The sequence below is a fragment of the Hyphobacterium vulgare genome (assembly GCF_042643335.1).
GTDB classification, from domain to species: Bacteria; Pseudomonadota; Alphaproteobacteria; order Caulobacterales; family Maricaulaceae; genus Hyphobacterium; species Hyphobacterium vulgare.
This window is the reverse complement of record NZ_JBHRSV010000028.1, coordinates 240,691-264,826: the sequence shown is the minus strand read 5'-3', so window position 1 is coordinate 264,826 and position 24,136 is coordinate 240,691. Positions and strand designations below refer to the sequence as shown.

Below are 24,136 nucleotides of genomic sequence, written 5' to 3'. Positions count from 1 at the left end.
GAGGCTAGCGCTGCGCCCGGGTCAGCGCCACAGGATTGCGCGCTCCATTGCCGCATTTGCTCGTCGGGAAACCGGTGCTAACCGGGCTGGATGAACCGCCCGTTCGCCAATCTGCGCGCCGCGCTGGCACCGCTCTTCCTGGTGCTCGCTCTTCTGGGTGCGGGAACGCGTGCGCTGACGCCCGACGGCTATATGCCGTCCACGGATGGTGGCTGGCTGTCGGTGCGGATCTGCTCGGGGATCGAGCCGGCCTTCCTCGAGATCAATCTGGAAACCGGCGAGACCCGCACGCCGAAAGCGCCGGACCATGACCGGGACGGCGCGCCCTGCGCTTTCTCCGCCGGGACAGCACCGGTCCTCGCGGTCGACGCGCAGTATCTGCCTCTACCGTCAATTTCGGACACGGCCGACCTTGCCCCCCTGCAGCCCGCCGCACCGGACACGATCCGCCTGCGCCCCGCAGGCAACCGCGATCCTCCGCGCCTGATCTGAACCCCATTCACCGTTTCAGATCACATGTCCGGACGCGCCAAGTCGCGCCGGGATGGAGGACATATCCATGCCCCGCCTTTATTGCCTGTCGGCCAGCGCCCTTGCGCTGACCGCGCTCTCCGCCCCTGCCTATGCGCAGGAAACCAATCCCCTGACCGACGTGATCGTCGTCACCGGTCAGCGGCTTTCCACCGACACCGATCGGCTCGACCCTGGCGAGGAACCAGCCGCCGGGCCCGATGCCGCCGCCCTCGCCGCGCGCCTGCCCGGTGCGGCCCTGATCGACAATGGCGGCCTCTCGGGCCAGGTACAGTATCGCGGCCTGTTCGGCCCGCGCCTCAATATCCGCGTCGACGGTCAGCGTTTCGCGTCCGGCGGCCCGAACCTGATGGACCCGCCGCTCCACTACGCGCCGATGCCGCTCGTTGCGGCGATCGTGCTCGACCGCGGCGTCTCGCCGGTGTCCGAAGGCCCCGGCCTCGCTGGCGGTCTCGATGCCGTTCTGAAGTCGAGCGATTTCACCTCCGGCCCCGGCTTCACCCCGCATTGGGATGTCATGGCGGGCGGAAACACCGCCGATGATTCCTGGCTGGCGGGCGGGCTCGCCGCAGTCTCGAACGACACGCTGCGCTTTCACCTGCTCGCCTCGCGCGAGGAAGGCGGCGACCTGTCCTTCCCCGGCGGCATTGTCGGCGGGACCGAACATGAGCGCAGCGTCTGGGGCGTCGGCGCGGGCGCCCGGATCGGGTCGAACGAATTCTTCCTCGATGCAAGGCGGCAGGAAACCGGCCTGACCGGCAATCCGCCCTTCGCGATGGACATCCGCTATTTCAACACCGACATCGCCCGGGCCGGCTGGCGCGGCCGGTTCGGCGAGACGGATGTGTCGCTGACGCTGTCGGGCGCGGACGTCGATCACGCGATGAACAATTTCACGCTGCGGCCGGCCCCGGCGAACATGATGATGTGGCGCGAGACCTTCGCCTCCAGCGAATCCCGTACACTCGATCTGCGGCTGTCGCATCCGCTGGCAGGCGGCACGATCAGCGCCGGAGTGGACCGGACCGAAGACACGCATGATGTGCGGATCACCAATCCGAACAATGTGAATTTCTTCATCGAAACGGTGAACGGCACGGAGATGAACCGCACCGGCGTCTTCGCCGAATGGGAAGGTCTGGCGCTGGGCTGGACGGTTGAGGCCGGGCTTCGCGCCGACTGGCACGAGGCGGTCGCCGGACTGTCCAGCGTCGGCCCTGCCGTGCCTGCCATGCCGGGTATGCTGGCGGCGGCGTTCAATGCCGGGCCGCGCGATCTCGACGACACCACGGTCGACGCGGCACTCCGCGCCTGGCGGCCGCTGAACGAGGCCGTCACCTGGCGAGTCACGCTGGCGCGCAAGACGCGGGCGCCCGGCTATATCGAGCGCTTCGCCTGGCTGCCGACCGAGGCCAGCAGCGGTCTGGCCGACGGCAATGTCTATGTCGGCGACCGGGCGTTGCGTCCCGAAACGGCATGGATCGTCGAGACCGGGTTCGACATTGCGGGCGATAGTTTCAACCTGCGCCCGACCATCTTCTTCCGGCAGGTCGACGACTACATTCAGGGTGTGCCGTTCGACGCCACGGTCGGCGTGATCGACACGCCGGTGGAGATGGTCGCCTCGATGAATGGCGACCCGACGCCGCTGCGTTTCGCCAATGTCGATGCGCGGCTCTACGGCGTCGATCTCGACTTCGGATACCGGCTGTCTCCGGTCTGGCGGATCGACGGAGTGGCCAGCGTCGTGCGCGGCGAACGCCGCGACATCGGCGACCATCTCTACCGCGTGGCGCCGCCCTCCCTCACCCTCGCCGTGACGCGCGAGGCCGGGGACTGGTTCGTGACCGCCGAAGGCGTCGGCGTGGCCCAGCAGGACGATGTCTCGCTGACCAATTCCGAAGCCCCGACGGACGGCTACGGCCTTCTCAACCTGCATGCGGGATGGGATGTGACCGATCAGGTACGCCTGTCGGCCAGCGTGACCAATCTCCTCGACGCCGCGTACGAGGAGCATCTGTCCGGATACAACCGCAACGCCTCCGGCGATGTCGGTCTGGGCCAGCGCCTGCCCGGCGCCGGGCGCGGGTTCGGCCTGCGCCTCAGCTGGCGGGGCTAGCGCTCCTGGCACCCCCGGGCGGCGGCACCGCCGTCCGGGGATTGCCGGGGCATTCTGCGTTCAAATTCGATCCACCGAAAAGTTGCCCTGCTTCGCCGAGGCTTCGCAGGACAGCCTTCGAACTTCTGGCTCGCCCAGCCGAAGCTCGCGAAAGCGAGCGTAGGCTGGTGCGGGCGGCCGGGATCGAACCGGCATGACCTTGCGGCCGAGGGATTTTAAGTCCCTTGCGTCTACCAATTCCGCCACGCCCGCACACGTTCGGAGTCTTACCGCAAAACGCCGCCGCGCCTAGCCGAAGGCGCGCGGCTTTCCACGCCCGATTGCAGGGGGAGCGAACACGAACAGGCAAAGGCTGCGGCGTGTGCCGCAGCCTTCACCACCCCGGGGGCTCGTGGTGGAGCCTGGGCCCTGTCCCCGGACGAAGGCCCGAAAGCCGTCCGCCCCTGACCCGGGGCTGTTGCTTACCGGGCGGGGGAGTCCATGCCCGGCTTGGTCGTGCCGAGCGCAATGCGGCCAGCGGCGGCGTTCACCAACTCGACGAATTCGGCGCGGTGGCCGTATTCATCCGCACCGAGCGCCAGAGCGGCTTCCTCGGCGATGTAGTCGTAGGTGAAGTCCTCGTTTGCGATCCACGGATCCTCGCGCAGCATCTGGGCGAAGCCCGCAACCAGGACCGAGAAACGCACATCGTCCGACGCCGACCGGAAGCTGCCGACGGCGTTGTCGTCCGTCACGGGCTGTTCGATCAGGATGCTCTCATCCTCGCCCGGACGCTTGTAGCGGATGCGGACGAAGGCGTATTCGCCATCGGTCGAAGCTTCCGGCTGGGCATCTCCATAGCGCAGCGGATCGTTGCGCAGACCGTCTGAATCCGGGGCGGCAATCTCGTAGATCGCCGTCACGGAATGGCCCGATCCGATCTCGCCGGCATCGACCGCGTCATTGTTGAAGTCCTCGCGGCGAAGCAGGCGCGTCTCATAGCCGACAAGGCGGTATTCCGCGACGCGGGCCGGGTTGAACTCGACCTGGATCTTCACGTCATTGGCGATCGGGAAGAGGGCGGAGAAGCTCTCCTCCACCAGGAAGCGGCGGGCCTCGCGCTCGCTGTCGATATAGGCCGCGATGCCGTTGCCGTTCTGGGCGATCGTCTGCATCAGATCGTCGTTGTAATTGCCCTCGCCGAAACCCATCACCGACAGGTAGACGCCGCTTTCGCGTTCGCGGGTAACGAGGTCTTCGAGGCGTTCGTCGCTGGTCACGCCGACATTGAAGTCGCCATCGGTGAGCAGCATGATCCGGTTGATCGCGCTGTCGTCGAAATTGGCCCGGGCGAAGTCATAGGCCAGCTGGATGCCTTCCCCGCCCGCAGTCGATCCGCCGGCCTCGAGCATGTCGAGCGCAGCGTGGATGCATTCGCGGTCAGCGGCGCGGGTCGGTTCGAGGATCGCGCCGGCGGCCCCGGCATAGACGACGATGGAGACCCGGTCTTCCGGGGCCAGCGTGTCGGTGAGCATGTGCATGGCGCTGACGGCGAGCGGCAGCTTGTCCGGCGAACTCATCGAACCCGACACATCGATCAGGAAGACGAGGTTGGCGCCGGGGCGCTCGCCCTCGGGAATGTCATAGCCCTGGATGCCGACATGCATCAGCTCGGTATCGGCATTCCACGGGTTTGGCAGGACGGTGACATTGGCGCCAAAGGGCGTGTCCATGGTCTCGGGCAGCGGGTAATCATAGTTGAAGTAGTTCACCATCTCCTCGATCCGCACCGCATCCGTCGGCGGCAATTCGCCGTCCCGCAGGAAGCGGCGGACATTGGAATAGCTCGCCGTATCGACATCGATGGAGAAGGTGGAAACCGGGTCTTCGGCCGTCACCGCGATGGGATTGATCTCGACATCCTCATAGCGCTCGCGGTCGATATCGCCGGGCATGGGCTGGGGTCCAATCAATCCGGCTGCAGTTGCGGTTTCCGGATTGATGACCTGCAAGGGCGAGGTCGTCGTGAATTGGTCCCGCGCGATGCGCGAAGCGGTGACGGTGACATCTTCCTGCTCGGCTGCCATCGGTGGCGGTGGCGGTGGCGGCGGAGGAGGCGGTGGCGGGGGTGGCGGCGGCGGGGGCGGTGTCGCGCCATACATCGGCTGCGGGGCGTAGCCGCCGCGGCGGGCATAGTCGTTGTCACCATATCCGCCGCGATGCGCGACCAGGGTCGGGCAGCGGGCGAAAATGTCGTCCGAGTCGGCGTCCGGGCGGCGCTCCTGCGCGGCGGCCATCGGCGTGATCGGCAGCGTCGTCAGCGCGATCGCGCACGCAGCCACGCCCGTCAGTAATCGGCGATGCATGTTGGGTCCCTTCCCTGTCTGTCCCCGCGGATGGCACGTTAAGCCGGATTCGCGCCACAGGCGGGCCGAAACAGGGCGATTTGAAGAGAAATGCGGCGGGATGCGGCATTTTCTCTCATCCTGGGGCCCCCATGAAAATGGGGACCTGACGCTTGCACCCGGTTTCGGATTCCCGCGTACGCGGGAACCCCATGAATTCGTTTACTCCGCAATCCGCGCCGGAATGCCGCCCGCCTCAAGGATCAGGGCTTCGAGCGCTTTCGCCACTGTCTCCAACTCCCCCTCATCGGTCGAACGGGCGACCAGATTCGTGCCGCGCTTGATGGCACCTCCGGGCTGTTCGACGAAGAAGGGGTAGGAGCCGAGCGAGACGCCGGGATGCGCATCCTGCAGTGCGCGCAGCGCATCGGCGATATCCCCTTCCCTGAGGCCCCCGGCCGAGACGGTCACGGCGTGGGTGACCGCGCCGCGGGTCAGGCGCGGGGCAATGTCTTCCAGCATGCCGCGCGCAATCTTCGGCACGCCGGCCATGACGAAGACGTTCTCCAGCTGGAAGCCCGGCGCACCGGTGACCGGGTTGGCAACCAGCGCCGCCCCGTCGGGGATGCGCGCCATGCGGCGGCGGGATTCGGTGAGCGGCGTATCGGTCCTGGAATACCACTCGTCGAGGATGGCCATGGCGTCGGCGCGTTCGCCGATATGCACACCGAAGGCTTTCGCGACGCTGTCGGCGGTGATGTCATCATGGGTCGGGCCGATGCCGCCGGTCGTGAAGACATAGGTGCAGCGGCGCCTGAGCGCGTTCACCGCCTCGACGATATGATCCTCCTCGTCGGAGACGGTGCGGCACTCGATCACCGGGATGCCCAGCGGCGCCAGGAATTGCGCGATCTGCTGCAGATTGATGTCGCGCGTGCGGCCGGACAGAAGCTCGTCGCCGATCAGCACCACGCCCGCCGTCACCCGCTCGCTCATCGGTTTGCCTCCCTCGCTCAAGCGGGCATATAGACCGGGCCGTGAGCGGTGGCCAAGACGGAAGGATGCCATGAGCGATTTCGACGGCTGGGACCTGCCCGACCCCTTCATCCTGCGGATCACTGCGGGCGAGGCCGATCTCGACGAGTTCGGCCACGTCAACAATGCGCGCTACCTGGTCTGGGCGCACGAGACGGCCTGGGCGCAATGGGAGGATCACTTCCCGCAACATCCGCGCACGCAGTTCGCCGAATGGGATTACGGCATGGCGATCATCCGGTCGGAGTGCGACTATCTGGGGCATCTGCGCACCGGCGACGCGATCGATTGCGCGGTGTGGATCTCGAAGTCGGACGGCAGGCTGCGCGCGGAACGGCGTTACCAGTTCCGGCGTGCCGGTGACGGTGCCACCGTGTTCCGGGCGCGGATGGATCTCGTCTGTTTCCGACTGACGAGCGGACGACCGGCGCGGATGTCACCAAAACTCGCCGAACACTATTGCGTGAAACCTTCGGTCGCCGCGGCGCTGATGACGGAAAGTTAAAGCACCGCAAGATTGCCCATACCCGCATGGTGCCTATAGTCCGGCGTGTCTGAATTCATCCCGGGGAGTGGCATGTTCGATTTCCGTTACGCAGCGCTGGCTGCGGTTCTTGGTGTGGCCGCCTGCGGCGATGCGTCCCTTGATGTCAGCACGACCGGTCCCGAAGATGCGGCTGATGCCGGTATCGTGGCGGATGCGGCCAGTGTCGACCTGCCGAACATCTCGTCCGACGCGATCGAGGCGCATATCCGCTTCCTGTCGACCGACCTGATGGGTGGGCGCGATGCCGGTTCGCGGGAATACATGATCGCGTCGCACTATGTGGCGACCCAGATGCGCCTGATCGGCCTGGAACCGGCGGGTGACGCGGACGGCTATTTCGCGATGGTGCCGTTCCAGCGGATGAGCTCGAACCCGGAGAGCGCCCGCTTTGCCATCGGCGGCACCGAATACACGCACGGACAAGAGGTCTTCATCAGCCCGAACCCGATCATCGACGCGGCTGACGTCACCGCCGAACTGGTCTTCGTGGGTTATGGCCTGTCCCTGCCCCATCACGGTTATGACGATTATGAAGGCGTCGATGTGAACGGCCGCATCGTCGTGGTTCTCGGCGGTGCGCCAGAGGACGTGATGCCGACGGACGAACGTTCGCACCAGCTGCGCGGTTCGACCAAGCGTGACTATGCCGCCGCGCACGGTGCGGTCGGCATGATCACCATCTCCTCGGCCAATTCCGAGCAATTCGCCGGGTTCGCCAGCCGCGGCGTCGGCCACGCCAATGTCGCGATCGGCCCGGAAGGCGCGGAACGCAATTACGAACAGCTGCAGGTCAATGCCACCGTGTCGTCGGATGTCGCCGCGGCCCTGTTCGCCGGCGCACCGATGACGCTCGAGGAAGCGACCGCGGCGCTCGCCGACGGCCCGCAAAGCTTTGCTCTGAACCAGTCCGCGACCATCGCGGTGCAGACCGACCGCGAACTCTACGAAGAGCCGAATGTCGTCGGCATGCTGCCGGGCAGCGACCCGGAACTGGCCGACGAATACGTGGTGCTGACCGCGCACCTCGACCATATCGGCACGTTCGAGGAAGGCACGCTGGTCAATTCCGGCTGCCGCAGCGCGACGCCGGAAGATCAGGTCTGCAACGGCGCCGTCGACAATGCCTCGGGCGTGTCGATCATGCTGGAAACCGCGCGAACTTTCGTGGAACACGGCGCGCCGCGCCGCTCGCTCGTCTTCGTGGCACTGGCCGCGGAAGAGAAGGGTCTTCTGGGCTCGGAATACTTCGCGGAAAATCCGACCGTGCCGCAGGCCGACATCGTCGCCAACGTCAATCTCGACATGCCGGTGATCGTCTATGAATTCTCCGACGTGATCGCCTTCGGCGCGGAACGTTCCGAGCTGGGACCGATCGCGGCGCGCGCGGCCTCGCAGCTCGACGTCACGATCAGCGAAGACCCGATCCCGGAGCAGAATCTGTTCATTCGCTCGGACCACTACAATTTCGTGCGCCAGGGCATCCCGTCGCTTTTCCTCATGACCGGCTTCTCGTCTCCGGATCCGCGCTGGGACCAGGGCGAAGGCTTCATGGGCTTCCTCAACACGCATTATCACCGCGTGTCGGACTCCGTGGACCTTGAGCTGCTCTATGACCAGGCCGCGAAATTCGCCGACATCAACTTCGTGATCGCCCGCGAGATCGCGAATGCCGAGGAACGCCCGCGATGGAATGAAGGCGACTTCTTCGGCGCGTATTTCGGAGCCGACCGCTAGGCCGCTCACACCTCAAGGCTGAGCCTTTCGGGGCGCGCGGTGTTTCCTTAACCGCGCGCCCCGATTATATCGGGACCATGACCGCCGACGGAAACCCGATGAATCTCGCTTACGACCTCGACGAAGACATCTCTCACCCGCTGCGCGACGGCCGGATCAAGATCCATGACGCCGCCGGGTTCGAGGGCATGCGCAAGGCGGGTCGCGCGGCGGCGGAAACGCTCGACTACATCACGCCTTACGTCGAACCGGGCGTGACGACGGAAGAGCTGGACGAGCGCATCCGGAAATTCATGATCTCCAAGGGCGGCGTGCCCGCCACGCTCGGCTATCGCGGCTATACCAAGTCGAGCTGCACCTCGATCAACCATGTCGTGTGTCACGGCATTCCGGGTCCGAAACCGCTGAAGGACGGCGACATCGTCAATATCGACGTGACGATCATCCTCGATGGCTGGCACGGCGACACCAGCCGGATGTTCATGGTCGGCGAGTCGCGGCGCAAGGCCGAACGGCTTGTGGAAGTGACCTATGAGGCGATGATGATGGGGATCGAGGCGATCCGCCCGGGCGTGACGCTCGGCGAAATCGGTTCGATCATCCAGACGCATGCCGAGGCGAACCGCTATGGCGTGGTCCGCGATTTCTGCGGCCACGGTCTGGGCCGGCTGTTCCATGACGAGCCGAACGTCCTCCATTACGGCGAACCGGGCGAAGGTCCGGTGCTGGAAGCGGGCATGTTCTTCACCGTCGAGCCGATGCTCAATCTCGGCCGGCCGGACGTGAAAATCCTCTCCGATGGCTGGACCGCGGTGACCCGCGACAAGTCGCTGTCGGCGCAGTTCGAACACTCGGTCGGCGTGACCGAAACCGGCGTCGAGATCTTCACCAAATCCCCCGCCGGGCTCGACTGCCCGCCCTACAAGGTCTGACGGCGGGCGCGCCCATGGGGGAGGACGCGCCGCACCATCTCGGTCACCGCGAACGGCTTCGGGAAAGATTCGCGGACGGGCTCGGTGCCGGTCTGCACGACTACGAGCTCCTCGAACTTTTCCTGTTCAACGCCATTCCGCGCCGCGACGTGAAGCCGCTGGCGAAACAGCTGATCGCGGAGTTCGGCGATCTCGGCGGGGTGGCGGCCGCGCCGGTTGATCAACTCGAAGCAATCAGGGGCGTGTCGCGCAAGGTCGCGCTCGACCTCAAACTCCTGCTCGCGATTTCGAGCCGCATGGCGCGCGAGGGCGTGATCGGCAAGCCGGTCGTGTCGTCCTGGTCGGCGCTGGTGAATTACTGCCGCACCGCGATGCAGCATTCCCGGACAGAGGAGTTCCGCGTTCTCTTCCTCGACAAGAAGAACAAGCTGATCGCCGACGAAGTGCTGTCGAAGGGCACGGTCGATCACACGCCGGTCTATCCGCGCGAAGTGCTCAAACGTGCCCTCGCCCACGAGGCCAGCGCGCTGATCCTCGTGCACAATCACCCGTCCGGCGACCCGACGCCGTCTGGCGCCGACGTGACCATGACCAAGGCACTCGCCGAGGCAGCGAAACCGTTCGACATCGTCCTGCACGATCATCTCGTGATCGGGCGGGAGACGACGGCGAGCTTCCGGACACTGGGGCTGTTGTAGCCCGTTCCGGTCCCCCTCCCCCGCGAGCGGGGGAGGAAAAGATGGATGGCGTTGTCTCCCGAACCGGAATCGCGAAGATGCGCGCATGAGCTTCTTCACCCATCTCGAATGTTCCGCGACCGGGCAGCGGTATGACCGCTCCCAGCCGCACAACCTGTCCGAAGCGGGTAAGCCGCTGCTGGCGCGCTACGACCTCGACGCGGCGAAGCCGGCGCTCGACCGCGACGCGATCTGGGCCCGCGGCGGCGGCTTCTGGAAGTGGCGGGAACTCCTGCCCGTCGACCGGGACGAGGATGTCGTCGCGCTCGGCGAGGTCGACACGCCGCTGATCGACGTGCCGGCCACAATGGCGAGGTCCGGCGGAACCGGGCGATTGATCGTCAAGGATGAGGGCCGACTGCCGACCGGCAGTTTCAAGGCGCGGGGCCTGGCGCTGGCCGTGGCGATGGCAAAATCCTTCGGGATCACGCGCATGGCGATGCCGACCAATGGCAATGCCGGGGCGGCGCTGTCGGCCTATGCCAGCCGTGCCGGCATGGAAAGCTGGTGTTTCGCGCCCGCCGACACGCCGGAGGTCAATCTGCGCGAGATCGCGCTGCATGGCGGGCATGTCTACCGGGTCAACGGCTATATCCACGAATGCGGCGCGCTGGTCGCGGCCGGCAAGGCGGCAATGGGCTGGTTCGATGTCTCGACCCTGAAGGAGCCCTACCGGATCGAGGGCAAGAAGACGATGGGGCTGGAGCTTGCCGCCCAGCTCGGCTGGCGGCTGCCGGACGCGATTTTCTACCCCACGGGCGGTGGCACCGGCCTGATCGGCATGTGGAAGGCATTCGACGAGATGGAGCGCCTGGGCTGGATCGGCCCGGAACGCCCGAAGATGTTCGCCGTCCAGGCCGAGGGCTGCGCGCCCATCGTGAAAGCCTATGAGGCGGGCGAGGAACACGCCGAAGAGTGGAAGAATGCGCAGACCGCCGCGATGGGCATCCGCGTGCCGAAAGCCATCGGCGACTTCTTGATCCTGCGGGCCGTGCGCGAAAGCGGCGGCGCGGCGCTGGCCGTCTCAGAAAGCGCCATCGAGGCGGCGCGCGTCACCTGCGGGCGGGAGGACGGCCTCCTCCTCTGTCCCGAAGGCGCGGCGACGCTGGCGGCCTATCAGAAAGCTCTCACCGACGGCCTGATCGATCGCGACGCCGAGGCCGTGCTCTACAATTGCGGCTCGGGCCTGAAATACGCCATGCCCGACGCGGCGAAGACGCTGGACAAGGATGCAGCGATCGACTGGTCGTCTCTCTGATTCCTCCTCGTCCTGAGAGGCTCGCTGCGCGAGCCTCTCAGGACGAGGAGGAATATTTCACCCTCATGCTGAGGTGCGAGCCCGGACTTGTTCCGGGCCAGCCTCGAAGCACGAGGGTGTCCGCCTCTTGACCAATTCCCCTGCCCGTCCCAAACCGCGCCCATCCCGACACGTGTGAGATGAGGCGCCGATGATCCCCCGCTATACCCGCCCGGAAATGGCCGAGATCTGGTCGCCGGAGACGAAATACCGGATCTGGTTCGAGATCGAGGCGCACGCCACCGACAAGCTGGCCGAGCTGGGCGTGGTGCCCGAAAGCGCGGCGAAAGCCGTGTGGAAGGCCAAGGACGCCAATTTCGACATCGCCCGCATCGACGCCATCGAGGCGGAAGTGAAGCATGACGTCATCGCCTTCCTGACGCATCTGGGTGAGATCGTCGGCGAGGACGCGCGCTTCGTGCACCAGGGGCTGACGAGCAGCGACGTGCTCGACACCTGCCTCGCGGTTCAGATGAAGCGCAGCGCGGACCTGCTGCTTGAGGGCATGGACCGGGTGCTGGCGGCGCTGAAGGCCCGCGCGATGGAGCACAAGCACACGATCTGCATCGGGCGCAGCCACGGCATCCACGCCGAGCCGACGACGATGGGCCTGAAATTCGCGCGCTTTTACGCCGAGTTCGCCCGCGGCCGCGAACGCCTCGTGCGGGCGCGCGACGAGATCGCGACCTGCGCGATTTCCGGCGCCATCGGCACGTTTGCGAATGTCGACCCGGCGGTGGAGGAACATGTCGCCGAGAAGATGGGTCTGACGGTCGAACCGATCTCGACCCAGGTCATCCCGCGCGACCGGCATGCGAACTATTTCGCCGCGCTCGGGATTATCGCCTCGGCGATCGAGAATATCGCGATCGAGGTGCGCCATCTGCAGCGCAGCGAAGTGCGCGAGGCGCAGGAGTATTTCTCGCCGGGGCAGAAGGGCTCGTCCGCCATGCCCCACAAGCGCAATCCGATCCTGACAGAAAACCTGACCGGTCTCGCCCGCCTCGTTCGCTCTGCGGTGATCCCGGCGATGGAGAATGTCGCGCTGTGGCACGAGCGGGATATTTCCCACTCGTCCGTGGAGCGCGGCATCGGGCCGGACGCCAACATCCATCTCGATTTCGCGCTGCACCGCACGTCGGGGATGATCGAGAAGCTGATCGTCCACCCGGAACGCTGCCGGGAAAATCTCAATGCCTTCGGCGGCATCCACAATTCCCAGCGGGTTCTGCTCGCCCTGACCCAGGCCGGGGCCTCCCGTGAGGAGAGCTACCGGCTCGTCCAGCGCAACGGGATGAAAACGTGGGACGAGGGCGGCATGCTGGTCGATTACCTCAAGGCCGATGCGGACGTGACCGCGCGGCTGTCGGCGGACCAGATCGAAGCCTGCTTCGATGACGCCTATCATTTGAAGCATGTCGATACGATTTTCGACCGGGTGTTCGCCCATGACTGACCAGCCGAGCGACGAAGAGCAGATCCACGAACTGATCCTCGAGGCCTACCGCATGGTGTCGGGTCCCGCCGGGCCGCGCGACTGGAGCCGGCAGGACGCCGTCTTCCACGAAGACAGCCGCCAGATCCGTACCGGGGTGAATCCGGACGGATCGATGTGGATGCGGGTGATGGGGCGCGAGGCATACCGCGCTGATACCGAGCCCTTCTTCGCTGCGAACGACTTCTACGAAGTGGAACTGGCGAGCGAGATCCGCGTGTTCGGAAACATCGCGCATGCGTGGAGCCAGTACGAAGCGCGGACCAGCCTCGGCGATGTCGTGCCCGAACGCCGCGGCATCAACTCGATCCAGTTCCTGAAAGGGCCGGACGGCCGTTGGCAGATCATTCACATGATCTGGGACAATGAGCGCATCGGCTTGAACCTGCCCGGCTCGGTGCAGCGTTTCTGACCGGCCAGACCGGCCGCCCGCTCCGGGAAATGATCCACATCTTCCCAGGCCTTCTCAAAGCAGATTTCAAAAGAGAGCGGCGACGCGCTTGAGCGCGCGCGCCAACGCATGCCCCTTGCCCGGGTTCCGGGCGAAACTGCGTTTTTATTTCTGCAGCCGAAAGCCGGAACTTCGCCTCGCCGCGCCGAATTGGCCTTGTAAGCAAACGCTTCTCAGGGAGGCGCGGCACATGGCCTATCTTCAACCCCTTCTCGCCGGATCGAGCGTGATCGCCGTGATCGCGGCGGGCGTCGTCGCATTCGGAAAGCCGCCCGTTCCAGAGACCGGTACCGAACCGGCCATCGCTATGACCGACGATCACGAGGTCGTGGTCCGCGAGGACGCCGCCGGCATTGTCGGCGAACAAAACGGCCCGTCCGGACACATACCGGAGGACAGCACGTCGCAGCACATCCGGGCGCAATTCCCGAACGACGCGGCGCGGCTTGTCCACAACGAGCGCACCGAAGCGCCGCTCGAAATCGCGCTGCGCGAGGCTTATGCCAAGCGCATATACGATCCGATCTGGTCCGAGTCCGGCGCCCACGACTTGCTCTCGCGCCTTCGCCGCGCCGAAGCGGCAGGCATGAGGCTGCAGCCGGGCCTGATCGAACGCGTCGAGGCCTCAGCCGACGCGCTCGACGGAAGCGGCCGGGACCGCGCTGCAGCCGATGTTTTCCTGTCGCGCGTCTTCCTTGCCATCGCCGACCGCGAACACAATGGCCTCGATCCCGAAGCGGATCTGATGCCGGGCGGCGCCGCGGCACCCGATCCCGAACCGCTGGACGTACAACTGGCCTATGCCGGTGAAGGCGCGTTCGATTATGCGCAACTGCAACCCCTGCACCCGGAGTACCGCGAGCTGATCGAGGCGCGCGCCGTCTATGCCGGATATGTCGCCGAGGGCGGATTCACCCCGGTGCCCCCGCCGGGTGAAGTACTGGAGCGCGGCGACAACGCCCCCGCCATCGCAACGCTGCGCAGGCGGCTCGAGGACGAGGGCTATGTGATCGACGAACCGGAACAGCAGTCGGAGCCGAACGCTGCCGACGCATCGAAAGCCGCCCCGGCCGCGCCACCTGGGCGGGCGTTCACCGAAGCGGTCGAGACCGCGCTGATTGAGTTCCAGCGTCGCAATGGTCTTGAACGTGACGGCCTGCTCGGCCCCAACACGGTCGAGGCGCTGAACGTCACGGCGCAGGAAAAACTTGACCGCATCGACGCCAATATCGAGCGCTGGCGCCAGGCGCCGGCCGACTTCGGTGAGCGGTACATCCGGGTGAACATTCCGGCGTTCCGCGCCGAGGCCCGCGAGGCGGGCGAAACGGTGCTCGACATGCGTGCGATCGTCGGCATGCCGACCCGGGAGACGCCGGTCTTTTCCGAATCGATCGAGTACATCATCGCCAATCCGCGCTGGTACGTGCCGGAGAACATTCTGAGCGCGGACAAGCTAGACGATATCCGAAGCGATCCCGGATACATCACCAGCCACGACTACTATGTATTGAGCCGCGACACCGGAGAGCAGGTCGACCCGCATACCGTCGACTGGACCCAGCCGGGCGTGGAAAACCACTACCGCCTGGTGCAGCGCCCCGGGGCCGGCAATGCGCTCGGCACGGTCAAGCTGATGTTCCCGAATGACCACTCGGTCTACATGCACGATACGCCGGGCACGCACCTGTTCGAAAACGACATCCGCGCCTTTTCCTCGGGCTGCATCCGTCTGGCACGGCCGCATGACATGGCGCGCTGGACGATGCGCGCGGGCGGCATTCCCGGCGAGGTCGGCGCCATCGAAGCGGCTTGGAACAATCGCGACCACACCCAGTTCGACCTTGTGGAGCCGGTCCCGGTCTACATCGTCTACTTCACCGTCGAGGTCGAAGCAGACGGCGACATCCTCTTCCACAATGACGTCTACAATCGCGACGAAGCCGTGATCCATGCGCTCGCATCCAGCGAAACCGGCCCCGTCGGAACCCGTGGAGCGTGATCGATGAAACGTCTCAGTTACGGACTGTCCCTCGCGGTGCTGGCCGTCTGCGGAGCCGGACTGCCGGCCTGCGGTGCGCCGCCCGAGCGCGAGACGACGATCGCCAGCGGCGACGCCGCTCCCGAGTTCACGACCACCCGCCTGTCTTCGCAGGGGCCCGCTATCGCGGAGGCCGATGTCTCCGAAGAGGCAGCGAGCGAGGCTGACACAGCGGAAAATGCGGAGTCCGAACGCGGTGTACCGGCCGAAACACTCAGCATCGATGGAAAGGAGTTGCCGTTCACGACCTGGCACCATCTGGCAATGCCGGGCGAGACGGTGACGTTCGAGGCCGACGCGCCCATCGAACTCTTCGTCGACGGCGAAAAGCTCGGCGATGCCGCGGAGCAGCATGAGTGGACCGCGCCGGACGCCCCCGGGACGTTCGAGGTCCGGCTTGTCGACGAGATGGGCGATGCCCGGGACATCGCGCTCTTTGTCATGGCGCCGCTCGACGGCGCGACCGTGATGGAGGGCTATCGTATCGGAGAATATCCGCAAAACGCGCCGGCCGGTCTGATCCGACTGACGCAGGAAGACCTGGACGTGCCGGTGTCACCCAGCTTCACGATCGGCCAGTTCATCTGCAAGCAGCAACCCGGCCACTGGCCGAAATTCGTGCTGGTGTCGCCAAATCTCCTGAGGCGGCTCGAAGCGGTGCTGACGGAGATGCAGACGGACGACCTCACCGAGGCGGAAAGCCTGTTCGTGATGAGCGGATACCGGACGCCGTTCTACAACACGGCGATCCGCTCGGCCCGCCTGTCGCGGCACATGTATGGCGATGCGGCTGACATCTATCCCGACGTCATCGGCAATGACGCGGTGATGGACGACCTCGATGGCGATGGCCGGATCACCCGCGCCGACGCGGAATTTCTCTATGACTACGCCGAAGACCTGTTCGCCGAAAAGGATCTGCCCGAAGGCGGCATCGGCGCCTATGACGCCAATGCCGTGCATGGTCCCTTCGTGCACATCGACGGCCGCGGCACGCGCGCGCGCTGGGGCCGGTACGGAAGCTAGGATCAGCCCTCGGACTGGACCTGCTGGCGCGCCGTGGCGAGCAGATCGTCCATCTGCTTACGCACGATGTGCTCGGACACGTCCACGCCCTTGGCGTCGAGATCGCCCTTCACCTTGCGGTAGACGTCCTCATGGCCGGCTTCCTCGAAGTCGGCCTTCACGACGGCCTTGGCGTAGTTCGCGGCGGCTTCGCCGTCGAGGCCCATCAGCTCCGCGGCCCACAGGCCGAGCAGCTTGTTGCGGCGCGCGACCGCCTTGAACTCCAGCGCCTGATCGTGGGCGTACTTGTTCTCAAAGGCTTTTTCGCGATCGTCCATCGAGGTCATTCGGGCGTCTCCGCATTACGCTGTCCTGAGGGCTTTCGTTAGCTTGGCAAACCCACTAAATCAATCGCGCAAAGCGCCCGTATCAGTGCGCGTTGCGGCCCGCCGGGCGCGGGTCTAGTTTCGCCATCCGAAACGCGGCCCGCGATCCGATTCGGGGCCGCGTTCGCGCTTTTCGGGCAGGGAGCGCACCCATGAGCCGCCGCAAGAAAATCTACGAAGGCAAGGCCAAGATCCTTTACGAGGGGCCCGAACCGGGCACGCTCGTCCAGTATTTCAAGGACGACGCGACCGCCTTCAACAACAAGAAGAAGGCCACGCTCGAAGGCAAGGGCGTGCTCAACAACCGGATCAGCGAATTCATCATGCTGAATCTGGGCCGGGTCGGTGTGCCGACCCACTTCATCCGGCGGCTCAACATGCGCGAACAGCTCGTCCGCGAAGTCGAGATCATCCCGCTGGAAGTGATCTGCCGGAATGTGGCCGCGGGCTCGATCAGCCAGCGCCTCGGCATTCCGGAGGGCGATGCCCTGCCCCGTTCGATCGTCGAGTTCTGCTACAAGAACGACTCGCTGAACGACCCGCTGGTCGCCGAGGAACACATCACGGCGTTCAACTGGGCCTCGACCCAGGAGATCGATGACATCATCTCGCTGACGCTGCGGGTGAACGATTTCCTGTCGGGCATGTTCGCCGCGGTCGGCATCCGCCTGATCGACTTCAAGCTGGAATTCGGCCGGCTCTACGAAGGCGACATGGTCCGCACCGTGCTGGCCGACGAGATCAGCCCCGATTCGTGCCGCCTGTGGGACATCGAAACCAACGAGAAGATGGACAAGGACCGCTTCCGCCGCGATCTCGGCAATGTCACCGAGGCCTATGCGGAAGTCGCCCGCCGTCTGGGAATCATGAAAGAGGCGCCCCGCGCCGCCAATGACGAGGCCTGGAAGTGAAAGCCCGCATCCACGTTTTCCTGAAACCCGGTGTTCTTGATCCGCAGGGCGCCGCCGTTGCCGGCGTACTCAAGACGATGGGTTATTCCGAAGTGACCGAAGCGCGCCAGGGCAAGCTGATCGAGCTGGAACTGTCCGGCGACGACAAGGCTGCCGCCGCGGCGCGCGTGAAGGAAATGTGCGACAAGCTGCTCGCCAATCCGGTGATCGAGAACTTCACCGTCGAGATCGACTAGCGGCCGACGCCCGAACATTGGCAAAGTTTGCCATTAGCGCTATTCTTGCCTTTGAAAACAAGGAGCGCCGCATGGCTACGATGAATGTTTCCCTGCCGGGCGAGCTCAAGAAGTTCGTCGAAGAGCGCGTCCGTTCGGGCGAGTACGCCAACTCGAGCGATTACGTGCGCGACCTGATCCGTCGCAGCGAGCGCAATCACCGCAAGCTGCAGGCGCTTCAGCGCGCCATCGACGACGGCATTGCCAGCGGCCCCAGCGGCAAGTCGTTCGTCGACATCATGGACGATGCCCGCGCCGCGGCGACGCAGCGCGGTCATGCGGATTGAGTTCCCCTCGTGTGCCGCTGACGACCTTGTGCGCCTGTATCTGGAAGGAATTGAACGCTTCGGGCCGGCTCAGGCCGAACTGTACAGCCAGAGCTTCGCGGCGGCATTCGACAGGCTTGTCCGCTTCCCCCACGCGGGAGGACAATTGGACGGCATTCGGCTACCAACCCGCCATCTGATCCACAACGCGCATGCCATATTCTACGAGGTTCGTGGCGAATCGATTCTGATCCTTCGGGTGCTCCATGGGCGGATGCTGCCTGACGACAATCTTTAGGCTTTCAGGTGTCTGAAACCCCCGCTCGCCAATCCCGAAGCGTCCTGCTAAAGGCCTGCCCATGAAATCCGCTGTCATCGTCTTCCCGGGTTCGAACTGCGACCGCGACGCGCACGATGCGATCGAGCGCGTGACCGGCCACGCCCCTTCCATGGTCTGGCACCAGGAAACCGAACTGCCCGGCGGCACCGAATTCGTGATGGTGCCCGGCGGGTTTTCCTATGGCGACTATCTGCGCTGCGGCGCGATGGCCTCGCGTTCGGCGATCATCCCGGCGCTGCGCGCGCATGGCGAACGCGGCGCGCCGATCCTCGGCGTTTGCAACGGCTTCCAGGTCCTGACCGAGACCGGCCTTCTGCCCGGAGCGCTGATGCGCAATGCGGGTCTGACCTTCATCTGCGAGAAGGCCCCGCTGACGATCGAGAACGGCAACACGCAATTCACCAGTGCCTACGGCGGCAAACGGGACGTGGTGTTTCCGATCGCACACCATGACGGCAATTATTTCGCCGACGCCACCACGCTCGACCGGCTCGAAGGCGAAGGCCAGGTCGTGTTCCGCTACGCAAACAATCCGAACGGCTCGGCGCGCGACATTGCGGGAATCACCAATGCGCGCGGTACGATCATGGGCATGATGCCCCACCCCGAACGCGCCGTGGATTCCGATCACGGCGGCACGGACGGGCTCGGCGTGTTCGAAAGTCTTCTCGGAAGCGCCTGATTTTTTGCGAATCCTCCGTTCCGGTGATTGCCGGTCGTGACGGCTTGTGGAAACCTGTCCATCTCACAGTGACAGGGGAAGTGACCATGAAGACGTTTGTTGCCATCGCGGTGGCGGCCACTGCGGCCGTGATGACCGCAGCGCCATCCTATGCCGCAGGCTGGGAGATTCGCGGCCTGCTGAATTCGACCAGCACGGCGGACTGCCTTAGCCGCGCCTACCGCATCCTGACCAATTATTCGCGCTCCTACTCGGTGGGCGAACTTCAACGCGGTTCGATCGGCGTCTATGCCTACCAGACCGACAGCATCGAGCGGGACGTGACGATCCAGTGCACCGCGGTCGATACCGGCGGCCAGGCGCTGCTGATCGTGCATGACACGCGTAATGACACCGATATTGCGGCCACCGCCGAGCGCATCGTCGTCTACTGGGACGCCAATGCCGGCAAATAGGCCGAACGTCTGACCGGCAGGTGACGGAGGCTTTGCGCACGGGGTCCGGGACGGCTAGAAGGCGGAAACGCCGAAGCACAATCCGGACCCGTCTGACATGACCGCAAACGCCTCCGCCCTGTCCCAGGACATCATCGACGATCACCTGCCGCCGGAAGAGTATGCCCGAACGGTCGAAATCCTCGGCCGGGCGCCCAATCTCGTTGAGCTCGGCATCTTCTCGGTGATGTGGTCGGAGCACTGCTCCTACAAGTCGTCCCGCGTCCATCTGAAGAAATTCCCGGTCACCGGCGAGAAGGTGATCCAGGGTCCCGGCGAGAATGCCGGCGTCATCGATATCGGCGACGGTCAGGCCTGCATCTTCAAGATGGAGAGCCACAACCACCCGTCCTATATCGAGCCCTATCAGGGCGCGGCGACCGGCGTCGGCGGCATTCTGCGCGACGTCTTCACCATGGGCGCACGCCCGGTGGCGCTGATGAATGCGCTGCGCTTCGGCGCGCCGAACCATCCCAAGACGCGAAGCCTGGTGTCCGGCGTGGTCGCAGGCATTGGCGGCTACGGCAATTGCGTCGGCGTGCCGACGGTCGGCGGCGAGACGAATTTCCATTCCGGCTATGACGGCAACATCCTCGTCAACGCGATGGCCGTCGGCCTCGCGGACGCGGACAACATCTTCTATGCGCGCGGCGCGGAGCCCGGTCAGCCGATCGTCTATGTCGGCTCGAAGACCGGCCGGGACGGCATTCACGGCGCGACCATGGCGTCGGCCGAGTTCGACGACGACAGCGCGGAAAACCGCCCGACGGTTCAGGTCGGCGATCCCTTCACCGAGAAAAAGCTGATCGAGGCCTGCCTCGAACTGATGGCGACCGACGCCATCGCCGCCATCCAGGACATGGGCGCGGCGGGCCTGACCTCGTCCTCCGTGGAGATGGGCGACAAAGGCGGTGTCGGCATCACGATGAATCTCGACGCCGTGCCGCAGCGCGAAACCGGCATGACGGCCTATGAGATGATGCTGTCGGAGAGCCAGGAACGCATGCTGATGATCCTGAAGCCCAGCAAGGAATCCGTGGCCGAGGCGATCTTCCGGAAGTGGGAACTTGACGTGGCGGTGATCGGCGAGACCACCGATACCGGCCGCATGATCCTGAAGCACAAGGGCGAAACCGTCTGCGACATTCCGATCAAGCCGTTGGCCGACGAAGCCCCGCTGTATGAGCGCCCCTGGGTGCGCGCGCCGCAGCGCGAGACGATCCTCGCCGGCGATGTTGCCGCGCCGGAGGATTATGCCGAAGCCATTCTGACGCTGATGGTGTCGCCGGACCTGTCGTCGAAGGCGTGGATCTGGAAGCAGTATGACCGCCACGTGATGGCCGATACCGCCGCCAGTTCCGAAGACCCGTCGGATGCCGCCGTGGTGCGCGTGCACAAGACAAGGAAGGCGCTCGCGATCACGACCGACTGCACGCCGCGCTACTGCCAGGCCGGCCCTGTGGAGGGCGGCAAGCAGGCCGTCGCGGAAGCCTGGCGCAATCTGACGGCCGCGGGCGCGGACCCGATCGCGATCACCGACTGCCTCAATTTCGGCAATCCGGAACGCCCGGACATCATGGGCCAGTTCGCCGAGTGCGTCGAAGGCATGGCCGAGGCCTGCCGCGCGCTCGATTTCCCGGTCGTCTCGGGCAATGTCTCGCTCTACAACGAGACCAATGGCAAGGCGATCCCGCCGACCCCGGCGGTCGGTGCGGTCGGCCTGATTCCGGACATTTCAAAGCGCGGCACGTTCGGCAATCTCGCCGAGGGTGACGTGCTGATGCTGGTCGGCGAAAGCCATGGCTGGCTCGGCGCCTCGCTCTATCTGCGCGAAATCGAAGGCCGCGAAGAGGGCGCCCCGCCGCCGGTCGACCTGAAGGTCGAGAAGCGCAATGGCGATTTTGTCCGCACCCAGATCCGCGAAGGCCGGCTCTCGATCGTCCATGACCTGTCCGATGGCGGTCTGGCCGCCGCGGCAGCGGAAATTGCCATGGCGTCAGGCACCGGCCTCAACCTCGCCCACGAGGGCGAGCTGCCGCTGCACGGCTTCCTCTTCGGGGAAGACCAGGGGCGCTATCTGATCGCCGCCAGCGAGGCACAGGCGGAAACCGTCCGCGCCGCGGCGGACGAGTCCGGCGTACCGCTCGCCGTGATCGGTCTGGCGGGCGGCGACGCCCTCACCGTCAATGGCGAGTGGGCGGTCTCGATCGAGGATCTCAAGCGCGTCAACACGGCCTTCCTGCCGGCGCTGATGGGCGGGTAGGTATCACAGAGGACGATCTGCCCCGGATTTATTCCGGGGCCTGCCATCGGCGCGAACAAGTCTCTCGATGAAAGATCCGGGGTCCCCATGAAAATGGGGACCTGAAGCAAGCACCCTGTTTCGGATTCCCGCTTTCGCGGGAACCCCATGAAACGATCTACTGCCCCATGCCCGGCTTGGTCGGACGCGCGGTACGCGCGGCGTCGCGCTCATCCCGTATGGCGTCCAGTTCGCTGTCGAACAGGCGCACGGCATTCAGCACCGTCTCGGTCGCGCCGACGAAGAAGTCCAGCGTCATGACCTCGTACTCGTCGGTCGGCTGGTGATAATGCTCATGAAAATCAACGCCGTAGTAGATGAATGGAATGCCGGCGCGGTGGAAGGGGCCGTGGTCGGACGCAAAGGTCCAGTCGCCGTTCGGACCCCATTCCGGCGAGTCATAGCCCTGGATCAGGATGACAGGCTCAACCACTTCGGCGCGGGCGACACGGTCGCGCAGGAAGGGGTAGTGGAAGGCTCCGGCGGCGGGCAGTTCGTTTTCGGTCTGGTAGCCGAGCATGTCGAGATTGACGTTGAGCGCCAGGCGGTCGAGGTCCACCGGGAAATCGTTGACCAGTGCGGCAGCGCCCTGCAGCCCGACCTCCTCGGCATCGAGTGCCGCGAAGTAGATGTCATGTTCCGGCGGATTGGCGACGAAGTCGGCGGCGACGGCCAACAGGGCGGCCACGCCGGACGCGTTGTCATCCGCGCCATTGCAGATCTGTCCGCCGCAATTGCCGAGATGGTCGTAATGCGCGGTGACGATCATCACCGTGTCGCTGTCCGCCGTCCCCTCGATCAGGCCGACGAGATTGATGCCGTCATGGCTGGCACCCTGGCGCTGATAGGTGAAGGCGTGCTGATAGTCCTCGAACGCCGGGACGATGCCGATCTCCTCGAAGCGGCCGGTGATATAGGCGCGCGCGCGCTCGGCTCCCTCGGTGCCGGTGCCGCGGCCGTCCATGTCGTCGGCCGACAGGATGCGCAGGTCGCTCAAAGCGGTTTCGCGGTCGATGGGATGCGAATCGGCACCGACCCCCGCTGTGGCACAGGCGGTGGCGGCTATTCCCAACGCGAGAATCCAGTTGCGCATCACGATCTCTCTTCCCCTGACTTGCGCCGAAGCGCCGAAACCCTGCATTAGAGATGGGACGCTAGCAGAACCAGTTACGGATTTCTCATGCCCATGCACGCCGATGACATTGCCCGGATGATCCGTGACGGGATCGACGGCGCCGAGGTCGAAATCATCGATCTGGCGGGCGATGGCGATCACTACAAGGCCGTGGTCGTGGCCGAAGCATTCCGCGGCCTGCCGCGCGTGAAACAGCACCAGATGGTCTATGCGGCCCTCCAAGGACGGATGGGCGGCGAACTGCATGCCCTGGCACTGGAGACGCGCGCACCGTGAGAAAAGTCAGGCTGGGGAAGACGGGCGAAGAGGTTTCGAAGCTGGGCTTTGGCGTGTCCGGCCCGCATGGCTCGCAACTTGTGAGCCGGAATGACAGCGTTGCACTGATCCGGAAAGCGATCCGGGCCGGCTATACCGTGTTCGATACGGCCCCCGCCTATGGCGATGGCGAGGCGGAAAGCCGGCTGGGACTGGCGCTGAAGAACCAGGACGCCGATGCGCTCTTCATCATGACGAAGGCGGGCGTCCAGTCCGCCGGCATGGGCCGCAAGCGGCGCGATTTCGCGCCTGACGCCATCGAATTGTCATTGCAGGACAGCCTGCGCCGCTTCGCGCTCGGCCATGCCGACGCGCTCTTCCTGCACGGCCCGGCCCCGCACGAGCTGACCGACAGGCTGATGCAGAGGCTCGATCTGTTGCGCAGTGTCGGGGCATTCCGCTTCCTCGGGATTTGCGGGCGCGGCGAGGAACTCGATGCGGGTATCGACAGCGGCCTGTTCGACCTGATGATGGCGCCCTGCCCGCCAAATGCGGACGAGACCCAGCTGCATCGCTTCGAACGCGCCAACAAGGCGGGCATGGGCACGATCGCCATCGAGGTGATGCAGGGGCTAAAGCGAACCGGACTACCGAAGACGGGCGGCGATGTCTGGTATGCAGCGCGGCAGCTTCGCTCGGTCCTCTCCCCGGATCGCACGAGTGCAGCGGTCGACGCGGAAGCCGCGCTCAAGGCAGCGTTGGAACGCACCGATGTGGACGTGGTGATGACGACGACGACGCGCGCGGACAATCTCGCTGCGAATGCGGCGCTGGCCGGGACTTGA

At 65.3% G+C, this 24,136-nt stretch carries 24 protein-coding genes and 1 tRNA gene; 20 read left to right on the top strand and 5 right to left on the bottom strand.

Features of this window, described 5'->3' with window-relative positions; translation table 11 throughout:
* Window positions 1–90: 90 nt before the first annotated feature.
* Window positions 91–492 (top strand): hypothetical protein, encoded by a 402-nt coding sequence (locus ACFOOR_RS13700; RefSeq protein WP_343163149.1) that lies wholly within the window; start codon window positions 91–93, stop codon window positions 490–492.
* A 67-nt stretch (window positions 493–559) separates the two neighbouring features.
* A complete protein-coding gene (locus ACFOOR_RS13695; RefSeq protein WP_343163148.1) occupies window positions 560–2,650 on the top strand; it encodes a TonB-dependent receptor in 2,091 nt (696 codons plus the stop codon).
* Window positions 2,651–2,815: 165 nt separating this feature from the next.
* Here ACFOOR_RS13695 and ACFOOR_RS13690 read toward each other — a convergent pair.
* The 3 genes from ACFOOR_RS13690 to ACFOOR_RS13680 form a co-directional block, all read right to left on the bottom strand.
* A tRNA-Leu gene (locus ACFOOR_RS13690) sits at window positions 2,816–2,902 on the bottom strand.
* A 209-nt stretch (window positions 2,903–3,111) separates the two neighbouring features.
* On the bottom strand, window positions 3,112–4,995 hold the full coding sequence (locus ACFOOR_RS13685; protein ID WP_343163147.1) for a vWA domain-containing protein: 1,884 nt from the start codon (window positions 4,993–4,995) through the stop codon (window positions 3,112–3,114).
* 201 nt (window positions 4,996–5,196) lie between these two features.
* Window positions 5,197–5,970 (bottom strand): competence/damage-inducible protein A, encoded by a 774-nt coding sequence (locus tag ACFOOR_RS13680; RefSeq protein WP_343163146.1) that lies wholly within the window; start codon window positions 5,968–5,970, stop codon window positions 5,197–5,199.
* A gap of 70 nt (window positions 5,971–6,040) precedes the next feature.
* Here ACFOOR_RS13680 and ACFOOR_RS13675 point away from each other — a divergent pair, with 70 nt between their 5' ends.
* The 9 genes from ACFOOR_RS13675 (at window position 6,041) to ACFOOR_RS13635 (ending at window position 16,266) form a co-directional block, all read left to right on the top strand.
* Window positions 6,041–6,514, top strand: a complete 474-nt coding sequence (locus tag ACFOOR_RS13675; protein ID WP_343163145.1) for an acyl-CoA thioesterase — start codon at window positions 6,041–6,043, stop codon at window positions 6,512–6,514.
* Window positions 6,515–6,586: 72 nt separating this feature from the next.
* Entirely contained in the window at window positions 6,587–8,290 is a 1,704-nt protein-coding gene (locus ACFOOR_RS13670; protein ID WP_343163144.1) for a M28 family metallopeptidase, read from the top strand.
* Between the two features lie 98 nt (window positions 8,291–8,388).
* Window positions 8,389–9,222, top strand: coding sequence for a type I methionyl aminopeptidase (map, locus tag ACFOOR_RS13665; protein WP_343163373.1), 834 nt, complete (start codon window positions 8,389–8,391; stop codon window positions 9,220–9,222).
* A gap of 14 nt (window positions 9,223–9,236) precedes the next feature.
* Window positions 9,237–9,920 carry a RadC family protein gene (radC, locus tag ACFOOR_RS13660; RefSeq protein WP_343163143.1) on the top strand — a complete coding sequence of 228 codons (684 nt, stop codon included), beginning with the start codon at window positions 9,237–9,239 and terminating at the stop codon, window positions 9,918–9,920.
* 85 nt (window positions 9,921–10,005) lie between these two features.
* Entirely contained in the window at window positions 10,006–11,217 is a 1,212-nt protein-coding gene (locus ACFOOR_RS13655) for a threonine synthase (protein WP_343163142.1), read from the top strand.
* Between the two features lie 190 nt (window positions 11,218–11,407).
* The gene (gene purB / locus ACFOOR_RS13650; RefSeq protein ID WP_343163141.1) at window positions 11,408–12,712 is read left to right on the top strand and encodes an adenylosuccinate lyase; all 1,305 of its coding nucleotides are present in this window, start codon (window positions 11,408–11,410) and stop codon (window positions 12,710–12,712) included.
* Entirely contained in the window at window positions 12,705–13,163 is a 459-nt protein-coding gene (locus ACFOOR_RS13645) for a YybH family protein (protein ID WP_343163140.1), read from the top strand. The genes purB and ACFOOR_RS13645 overlap by 8 nt, the downstream gene beginning before the upstream one ends.
* Before the next feature lie 229 nt (window positions 13,164–13,392).
* Window positions 13,393–15,201, top strand: coding sequence for a L,D-transpeptidase family protein (locus ACFOOR_RS13640; RefSeq protein WP_343163139.1), 1,809 nt, complete (start codon window positions 13,393–13,395; stop codon window positions 15,199–15,201).
* 3 nt (window positions 15,202–15,204) lie between these two features.
* Window positions 15,205–16,266: a D-Ala-D-Ala carboxypeptidase family metallohydrolase gene (locus ACFOOR_RS13635; protein WP_343163138.1), complete on the top strand. Its 1,062-nt coding sequence runs from the start codon at window positions 15,205–15,207 to the stop codon at window positions 16,264–16,266.
* A 2-nt stretch (window positions 16,267–16,268) separates the two neighbouring features.
* Here the strand turns inward: ACFOOR_RS13635 and ACFOOR_RS13630 are convergent, their stop codons facing one another.
* Window positions 16,269–16,592: a DUF1476 domain-containing protein gene (locus ACFOOR_RS13630; RefSeq protein WP_343163137.1), complete on the bottom strand. Its 324-nt coding sequence runs from the start codon at window positions 16,590–16,592 to the stop codon at window positions 16,269–16,271.
* A 191-nt stretch (window positions 16,593–16,783) separates the two neighbouring features.
* Here ACFOOR_RS13630 and purC point away from each other — a divergent pair, with 191 nt between their 5' ends.
* The 7 genes from purC (at window position 16,784) to purL (ending at window position 21,862) form a co-directional block, all read left to right on the top strand.
* Window positions 16,784–17,542, top strand: coding sequence for a phosphoribosylaminoimidazolesuccinocarboxamide synthase (gene purC, locus ACFOOR_RS13625; protein WP_343163136.1), 759 nt, complete (start codon window positions 16,784–16,786; stop codon window positions 17,540–17,542).
* On the top strand, window positions 17,539–17,778 hold the full coding sequence (purS, locus tag ACFOOR_RS13620; protein WP_343163135.1) for a phosphoribosylformylglycinamidine synthase subunit PurS: 240 nt from the start codon (window positions 17,539–17,541) through the stop codon (window positions 17,776–17,778). Before purC ends, purS begins: the two co-directional genes overlap by 4 nt.
* Before the next feature lie 71 nt (window positions 17,779–17,849).
* On the top strand, window positions 17,850–18,104 hold the full coding sequence (locus ACFOOR_RS13615) for a type II toxin-antitoxin system ParD family antitoxin (RefSeq protein WP_343163134.1): 255 nt from the start codon (window positions 17,850–17,852) through the stop codon (window positions 18,102–18,104).
* Complete coding sequence (locus ACFOOR_RS13610; RefSeq protein WP_343163133.1) at window positions 18,094–18,381, top strand: type II toxin-antitoxin system RelE/ParE family toxin; 288 nt, start codon at window positions 18,094–18,096, stop codon at window positions 18,379–18,381. The genes ACFOOR_RS13615 and ACFOOR_RS13610 overlap by 11 nt, the downstream gene beginning before the upstream one ends.
* A gap of 61 nt (window positions 18,382–18,442) precedes the next feature.
* On the top strand, window positions 18,443–19,105 hold the full coding sequence (purQ, locus tag ACFOOR_RS13605) for a phosphoribosylformylglycinamidine synthase subunit PurQ (RefSeq protein WP_343163132.1): 663 nt from the start codon (window positions 18,443–18,445) through the stop codon (window positions 19,103–19,105).
* Between the two features lie 86 nt (window positions 19,106–19,191).
* Window positions 19,192–19,560, top strand: a complete 369-nt coding sequence (locus tag ACFOOR_RS13600; protein ID WP_343163131.1) for a hypothetical protein — start codon at window positions 19,192–19,194, stop codon at window positions 19,558–19,560.
* A gap of 97 nt (window positions 19,561–19,657) precedes the next feature.
* The gene (purL, locus tag ACFOOR_RS13595) at window positions 19,658–21,862 is read left to right on the top strand and encodes a phosphoribosylformylglycinamidine synthase subunit PurL (protein WP_343163130.1); all 2,205 of its coding nucleotides are present in this window, start codon (window positions 19,658–19,660) and stop codon (window positions 21,860–21,862) included.
* 157 nt (window positions 21,863–22,019) lie between these two features.
* Here the strand turns inward: purL and ACFOOR_RS13590 are convergent, their stop codons facing one another.
* Window positions 22,020–22,994, bottom strand: coding sequence for a M28 family peptidase (locus ACFOOR_RS13590; RefSeq protein ID WP_343163372.1), 975 nt, complete (start codon window positions 22,992–22,994; stop codon window positions 22,020–22,022).
* 87 nt (window positions 22,995–23,081) lie between these two features.
* Between ACFOOR_RS13590 and ACFOOR_RS13585 the strand changes: the two genes are divergently transcribed.
* Both ACFOOR_RS13585 and ACFOOR_RS13580 read left to right on the top strand, forming a co-directional pair.
* Window positions 23,082–23,312, top strand: coding sequence for a BolA family protein (locus ACFOOR_RS13585; protein WP_343163129.1), 231 nt, complete (start codon window positions 23,082–23,084; stop codon window positions 23,310–23,312).
* Window positions 23,309–24,136, top strand: a complete 828-nt coding sequence (locus tag ACFOOR_RS13580; RefSeq protein WP_343163128.1) for an aldo/keto reductase — start codon at window positions 23,309–23,311, stop codon at window positions 24,134–24,136. The genes ACFOOR_RS13585 and ACFOOR_RS13580 overlap by 4 nt, the downstream gene beginning before the upstream one ends.